Source organism: Microcystis sp. M015S2, from assembly GCF_020245945.1.
Classification (GTDB): domain Bacteria; phylum Cyanobacteriota; class Cyanobacteriia; order Cyanobacteriales; family Microcystaceae; genus Microcystis.
In genome coordinates, this window is the sequence record NZ_JADBTX010000113.1 from 1 (window position 1) to 5,166 (window position 5,166).

Below are 5,166 nucleotides of genomic sequence, written 5' to 3' on the forward strand. Positions count from 1 at the left end.
AATCTCTAAATCTCGTAACTCCCGATAGGTAATAATTAAAAAGTTGCCGCAACCACAGGCAGGATCAAGAAAATATAAATTAGCAATCTTTTTCTGAAATTCTAGTAATTTATTGCGATTGCCTTTAATCTTCTCAAATTCTCTGGATAAATCATCTAAAAATAATGGTTTAATCACCTTTTGAATGTTCTTCTCGGAGGTATAATGCGCCCCTAAATTGCGTCGTTCTTTTGGATTCATTACCGCTTGAAACATAGAACCAAAAATAGCAGGAGAAATTTTTCCCCAATCAAAAGCACAAGCTTCTAATAACATGACTCTCATCTTGCTATCAAAAGCCGCTAAGGGTAATGACTCCTCAAATAACTTGCCATTTATGTAGGGAAATTGAGTTAAATTCTCATCGAGATTTTTTAATCTTTTTTCTTCTGGTGTATTCAAAACCTGAAAAATATAAGCGATGTGCATCGCCAAATCACTGCCATCTTCTTTGGTATGTAGATCGATATATTCCCAGAAAATCCCCTTATTAAAAATACCCGTATCATCGGCAAATAAACAAAATAATAAACGCAATAGATAAACTTCCAAATCATGCCCCATATAACCAATTTTTTTGAGGCAATCATGAAGTTTTCCCATTAACTCGGCTGCTTGAATATTGACGGGATCTTCGTCTTTATAAACTCGCTTTTCATAACCAGCAATAAAATCAAATAAATGAACATTATCAACAAAATTACTTAATTCAAATTCCCATTGATTACCCGAATCTAAATCATATAATTTAAACCGTTGAAAATCCGATACTAAAATATAACGCGGTAACTCATGTTCCTTTAAATTGGGGAAATAATCCTTAGCCTGTTGTGTGGCTTTTTCTAAATCTTTCCCCTTCGATTTATGCTCAACTAAAATCGTTCCTTTCCAGAGTAAATCAATAAAACCCTGTTTATTATCTGCTTTTTTTATCGGTTGCTCAAAACTAGCTACCCTACGCCGTGAAATGCCAAAGACATAAAAAAACTCATTCCAAAAAGACTGATATTCTGCTTTTTCTGAAGTCTCTCCTTGCCACTCTTTTTGAAAGGTAATCGCCCGATTTTTAATTTCATTCCAACTTAAAGGCATAGTTTTAACTCCTTATCGTTCGCCGGTTTGCTCAAAGATAGTAGAAAATGGTGTAGGGAGCTATAGGCAGTCAGCAAGGGATACAGATAGTTGCCATTTTAGGTGATTTTTTGGTAAACTACAAGGGAAGCTTAAAATTGGTAACATTTTGAGAATTAGTTGTATTCCCTTAGTTATCAATTCAGTTATTAACTCGAACGACCAAGTTATGGCCATGTCCAAGACTCTCTACGAACAAGATTTTCAAGTTTGGCTCGCAACAACAATTAATCACTTACAGAAGCGGGAATTTGCCGCGCTGGATACTGATAACTTAATTGAGGAGTTAACCGAGTTGGGAAAATCGGAAAAAAGAACTTTAGAAAGTAATTTGATGATTCTTTTGGCTCACTTGCTCAAATTAAAAGTACAGCATGACGCACCGCCATCAATGAAGGATAGCTGGTATTGTTCTATTATTGAGCATCGCCAGCGAATTGAGAAAAACTTACGCAATACTCCTTCTCTGAAATCCTATCTAAAAACTGCCATCGAGGAAGCTTATCCAGATGCTCGTCAAGTGGCAATTAAGGAAGGTAAACTAGCTCAATTTGGTGTTCAGATTCCCCCAGAAAATGATTATCCTCAAATTTGTCCTTTCTCCCAAGAGCAAATCTTAGATGAGAACTTCTATAGCAATTGACCCAGTTTGCCGAATAAGTAAGGCTCTGAGCGCAATCTTTCTAGCTCCTACCAAATCAGCGTCAAGTTTATCCCTCCCTACCGCTCAACGAGGCCGGATAGGAAATCTCTGGGATATTGCCCGAAAAATGTTCAGAATGTCACATTATGGCGCAAGCATTGCGCCCCTACATTAATATTTGCTCATCACCATAACCCCAAGAAGGTTAAGCGTGCCGCTTTCTTAACTGGCATAATTACCTACCTAGGGTTTGCTGAAAAAGTTTTTCCTAGGGATAGGGTGTGGGCTTCGGCCGTGAGCTCAGTCGAGCCGTGGTCAATTACCTCATTTTCGATGGTAATTAATTTTGCTTGGGTACTGAAAAAAGTTGGGTTAGAATATAAAGACCAAATCTAGTCAGAAAAAGAGATTTTTTATGGAAAAACAGGTAAATTGTGCGGTAGATTGCCTAAATGGTTGTATTTTAGGCGATAAATGTCCTAATCAAGCTCATGCCGCCGAAGCAGCTAAATTTATTGCCGAAACTTCTTTGGACAAGATGTTAGAAATGGCCGAAGCCGCTAAACTAAAAAAACTGACGCAACCGACCCAATGGATTATTCCCGATGATTTCTAGGGTTTGATAAGGGAATGGGGGAACGGGTAAGAAAGTCGCTGCACCTCATTACTCCCAGTTCACTGAATAAAAGGTAGAGCCTTGGCACAAGCAAGTTAAATTGATTTTATTTATCCATTTTTGCCTTGAGAAATTTTTCTAATTTCTTCATGTCTTCTTGACTAGGAGTAAGGGTAAATCTAGTTACACCTGATTCAGTTCGCATTCTATCCATATAAATTCTTAGGGCTTCATCATCTTCTCGATGGGAGAGGACATATTTTCTTAATTCTGGGCGAGACATTTGGTAAAAATCAGGTTGATGATTCATCTTCAAACTCCACATTTCCGTTAGTTAATATGATAAAGCTAAGAGTTTCACCTGCTAGTATATAAATCTCTTTTCTTTTTTCATCATACCGAAATATAGCGTTTCCCAATCTCATGAGGTACAGCAAAATCTTAACTCCTGACTCGTCAAAACCTAAGACTTTGTACCTCACAACTATGGAAATTGCTATAGATGAATATCGGTATAGAAGTTAGACAGGGTTTAGCATTTTAGCTATTTCCCACTCACTCATAGGGAATCAGGAGAAACCGTAATTGTTTCCAATTGGGGTAAGAGTCGTTTGAGTGTCGTTTCATTGAGGGTTTGAGCCTAGGCGATCGACTTTTCCACTTCTGACTGATAAGCTTCAGCATAGAGCAAAGCAGAGCGGACCCATTCGAGGGGTCGATGAAAATGTGCCGCCGTTTTTTGTTCATCTAGCGCGTAGCTTTGAGCAATTTGAATTACTTCCCAGAGAGCCAAACTGGAGTTTTTGAGGTAGGGTTGTCGCCCCAAAGGAGACTGGCGAAATTCAATATAGGGGAACTCGCTCTTCAATTTAGATCATTCCTCTCAATAGCGCCATATCAGTTTTTTCCACTGATAACTGTTCACTGTTCACTGTATGAAGGATTTAGCAGTCGAGTGAACCCTGCTTGTTCAAAATGCCGATCTGATGTAAAGGCTAATGTAATTACTTCTTGCTGCATAATGACAAAGCTAATACAATCAGTTAGCCCCCAATCTTTATCAAGAAGCTGACTATAAAGTTTCCAACCCTCATCGAAAAGAGATTTATTGAGCGGTATAATCTGTAAACCAATTAGATTGTTGAGGTGATTAATAAATCTAATTGTTTGAGAGCGAATTTTCGGCGAAACCAGAGCATCAGCCACTTCCAATAAAACAAAATCTGTTGTTATAAGCTGACATTTCTGTTGTTGAAGATTCGCCTTAACACGCTTGGTTTGTTCATGAAAAACATCATCAGCATTAATTAAGGCAATCCAGGCTGCCGTATCAACAAAAACCTTCCTCACGATTCTAGCTCTCGCTTGGGTAGCCCGTGAATGTAATGATCGTGCTGATAGGACAAATCGGAAATTCCTGTATTCATCTGGCACTCTTCTAAGATTTGGTCAAACTCGTCCCAAAAATCATACTCTGGGGATCTGGATTCAAGCTGCTTTATGAGCATTGCGGCAATCTTATTTTGCTCTGATTCGGGGAGTTGTTTGACTTGAGCGATCGCCTCTTCTAATAGCTTTGTCATATCCTTGGAATTGTATAAAACCCTAATAACGATTATCTCATCATCTCGTTCCCAGTTTCTACCTGGGAACGCTCTTTTCAGGTTCTACCTGAAGAATGCTTTTCAACAACAGTCTTATGGGATGAAAATTCGACCGACTCCCATATAGTTTTCTAGATCAAATAAAATCTCAATCAAGCGGGTAGCACATCTTTGCCGATAGCTACTTTCATCAAAGCGCTCAGGGTTTCCAATTGTCAGAATTGGCAGGGAAGCGGGTGTATTTTCTTCACGTATGGTTTGTTCCAGCGAATCAATTCCTTTCATATTTCGATTTGCTGTAATTAAAATCATCTGAGTGTTTTGAGCAAATTGCCAAACAACCCGATCACTACTATCCATCGGCAATCCAACATCCTGAAAGGTGAAGAAGCGGATGGGCAAAAGATCAAGCCATCCTTCTGCTGAGAGGGTTCCCCAGAATAAAACAACATCGCCCGTTAAGTTGTAGTCAATCAGAAAGTTCATGATTGAGATTCAATGCGTGCTTTCCACTCTTGAAGCTTCGCACGAATGGTTTCTTGACCAGGCTTAGGGGGCATCGCCGCAATCTTGGCAAATCGCTCACGATTTCGCTCTTCCCAGTATTGACGAATTTCTGTCGCTGTCTGCAAGCATTCTTGATACTCGGCTTCAACCTCAGTACAATGAGTCTCAATGTATGCTAGGGCTGAATCAATCTGTCTATCATTAAGACCAAGTTTTTCACGAATCAGCTTGGGGGGATACTGAGCCTTTAGGTAATCCATAACATCATAAAGGGTAATTCGCGTACCGGCGATTGTCAATCCACGCTCTGTACGAATAATGGCTGATTGCCCGTTGGATACTAGAACCATACTCATAACCTTCTAGAATTTCATCGAAAATTTGGGTCTGAAACCCCGCCGTTTTACGGCGGCTTTGCTGTTAAATATTAGCACATTTACGAAATATATGCTAAAATATGAGACATGGAAAAAGCCTATTCTTACCGATTTTACCCCACACCCGAACAAGAGTCGCTATTGCGGCGCACTTTGGGCTGTGTAAGATTAGTTTACAATAAAGCTCTCCACGAACGAACACAAGCATGGTACGAAAGACAAGAAAGAGTAGGATATGTTCAAACTTCT

At 39.3% G+C, this 5,166-nt stretch carries 11 protein-coding genes; 3 read left to right on the forward strand and 8 right to left on the reverse strand.

Annotation, left to right across the window (positions count from 1 at the left end; genetic code table 11):
* Positions 1–1,131 (reverse strand): type IIL restriction-modification enzyme MmeI (locus tag IM473_RS18970; RefSeq protein ID WP_353845155.1); only part of this gene is annotated, 1,131 nt, incomplete at its 3' end.
* 214 nt (positions 1,132–1,345) lie between these two features.
* On the opposite strand from IM473_RS18970, the gene IM473_RS18975 reads away from it, so the two are divergent.
* Entirely contained in the window at positions 1,346–1,813 is a 468-nt protein-coding gene (locus tag IM473_RS18975) for a DUF29 domain-containing protein (RefSeq protein ID WP_287659122.1), read from the forward strand.
* Positions 1,814–2,228: 415 nt separating this feature from the next.
* Complete coding sequence (locus tag IM473_RS18980; protein WP_149988456.1) at positions 2,229–2,429, forward strand: hypothetical protein; 201 nt, start codon at positions 2,229–2,231, stop codon at positions 2,427–2,429.
* A 106-nt stretch (positions 2,430–2,535) separates the two neighbouring features.
* Here IM473_RS18980 and IM473_RS18985 read toward each other — a convergent pair whose 3' ends face one another.
* The 7 genes from IM473_RS18985 to IM473_RS19010 all read right to left on the reverse strand — a co-directional run bounded on the left by IM473_RS18985 (position 2,536) and on the right by IM473_RS19010 (position 4,890).
* The gene (locus IM473_RS18985; RefSeq protein ID WP_287659121.1) at positions 2,536–2,739 is read right to left on the reverse strand and encodes a DUF6887 family protein; all 204 of its coding nucleotides are present in this window, start codon (positions 2,737–2,739) and stop codon (positions 2,536–2,538) included.
* Positions 2,723–2,854: a DUF6888 family protein gene (locus IM473_RS22790; RefSeq protein ID WP_374756727.1), complete on the reverse strand. Its 132-nt coding sequence runs from the start codon at positions 2,852–2,854 to the stop codon at positions 2,723–2,725. The genes IM473_RS18985 and IM473_RS22790 overlap by 17 nt, the downstream gene beginning before the upstream one ends.
* 215 nt (positions 2,855–3,069) lie before the next feature.
* Positions 3,070–3,297 (reverse strand): hypothetical protein, encoded by a 228-nt coding sequence (locus IM473_RS18990; RefSeq protein ID WP_287659120.1) that lies wholly within the window; start codon positions 3,295–3,297, stop codon positions 3,070–3,072.
* 53 nt (positions 3,298–3,350) lie between these two features.
* A complete protein-coding gene (locus IM473_RS18995) occupies positions 3,351–3,779 on the reverse strand; it encodes a type II toxin-antitoxin system VapC family toxin (RefSeq protein WP_287659119.1) in 429 nt (142 codons plus the stop codon).
* Positions 3,776–4,012 carry a hypothetical protein gene (locus tag IM473_RS19000; RefSeq protein WP_149988454.1) on the reverse strand — a complete coding sequence of 79 codons (237 nt, stop codon included), beginning with the start codon at positions 4,010–4,012 and terminating at the stop codon, positions 3,776–3,778. The genes IM473_RS18995 and IM473_RS19000 overlap by 4 nt, the downstream gene beginning before the upstream one ends.
* 114 nt (positions 4,013–4,126) lie before the next feature.
* Positions 4,127–4,519, reverse strand: coding sequence for a DUF5615 family PIN-like protein (locus IM473_RS19005; protein WP_287659118.1), 393 nt, complete (start codon positions 4,517–4,519; stop codon positions 4,127–4,129).
* Positions 4,516–4,890, reverse strand: a complete 375-nt coding sequence (locus IM473_RS19010; RefSeq protein ID WP_002758892.1) for a DUF433 domain-containing protein — start codon at positions 4,888–4,890, stop codon at positions 4,516–4,518. The genes IM473_RS19005 and IM473_RS19010 overlap by 4 nt, the downstream gene beginning before the upstream one ends.
* 114 nt (positions 4,891–5,004) lie before the next feature.
* Here IM473_RS19010 and IM473_RS19015 point away from each other — a divergent pair.
* Positions 5,005–5,166: helix-turn-helix domain-containing protein (locus IM473_RS19015; protein WP_287659123.1), on the forward strand; the 162-nt coding region annotated here is incomplete at its 3' end.

Coding starts and splice junctions, on each gene's coding strand:
- IM473_RS18975 (WP_287659122.1), top strand. CDS start 1,346: ATGTCCAAGACTCTCTACGAACAAGATTTTCAAGTTTGGCTCGCAACA.
- IM473_RS18980 (WP_149988456.1), top strand. CDS start 2,229: ATGGAAAAACAGGTAAATTGTGCGGTAGATTGCCTAAATGGTTGTATT.
- IM473_RS18985 (WP_287659121.1), bottom strand. CDS start 2,739: ATGAATCATCAACCTGATTTTTACCAAATGTCTCGCCCAGAATTAAGA.
- IM473_RS22790 (WP_374756727.1), bottom strand. CDS start 2,854: ATGAGATTGGGAAACGCTATATTTCGGTATGATGAAAAAAGAAAAGAG.
- IM473_RS19000 (WP_149988454.1), bottom strand. CDS start 4,012: ATGACAAAGCTATTAGAAGAGGCGATCGCTCAAGTCAAACAACTCCCC.
- IM473_RS19005 (WP_287659118.1), bottom strand. CDS start 4,519: ATGAACTTTCTGATTGACTACAACTTAACGGGCGATGTTGTTTTATTC.
- IM473_RS19010 (WP_002758892.1), bottom strand. CDS start 4,890: ATGGTTCTAGTATCCAACGGGCAATCAGCCATTATTCGTACAGAGCGT.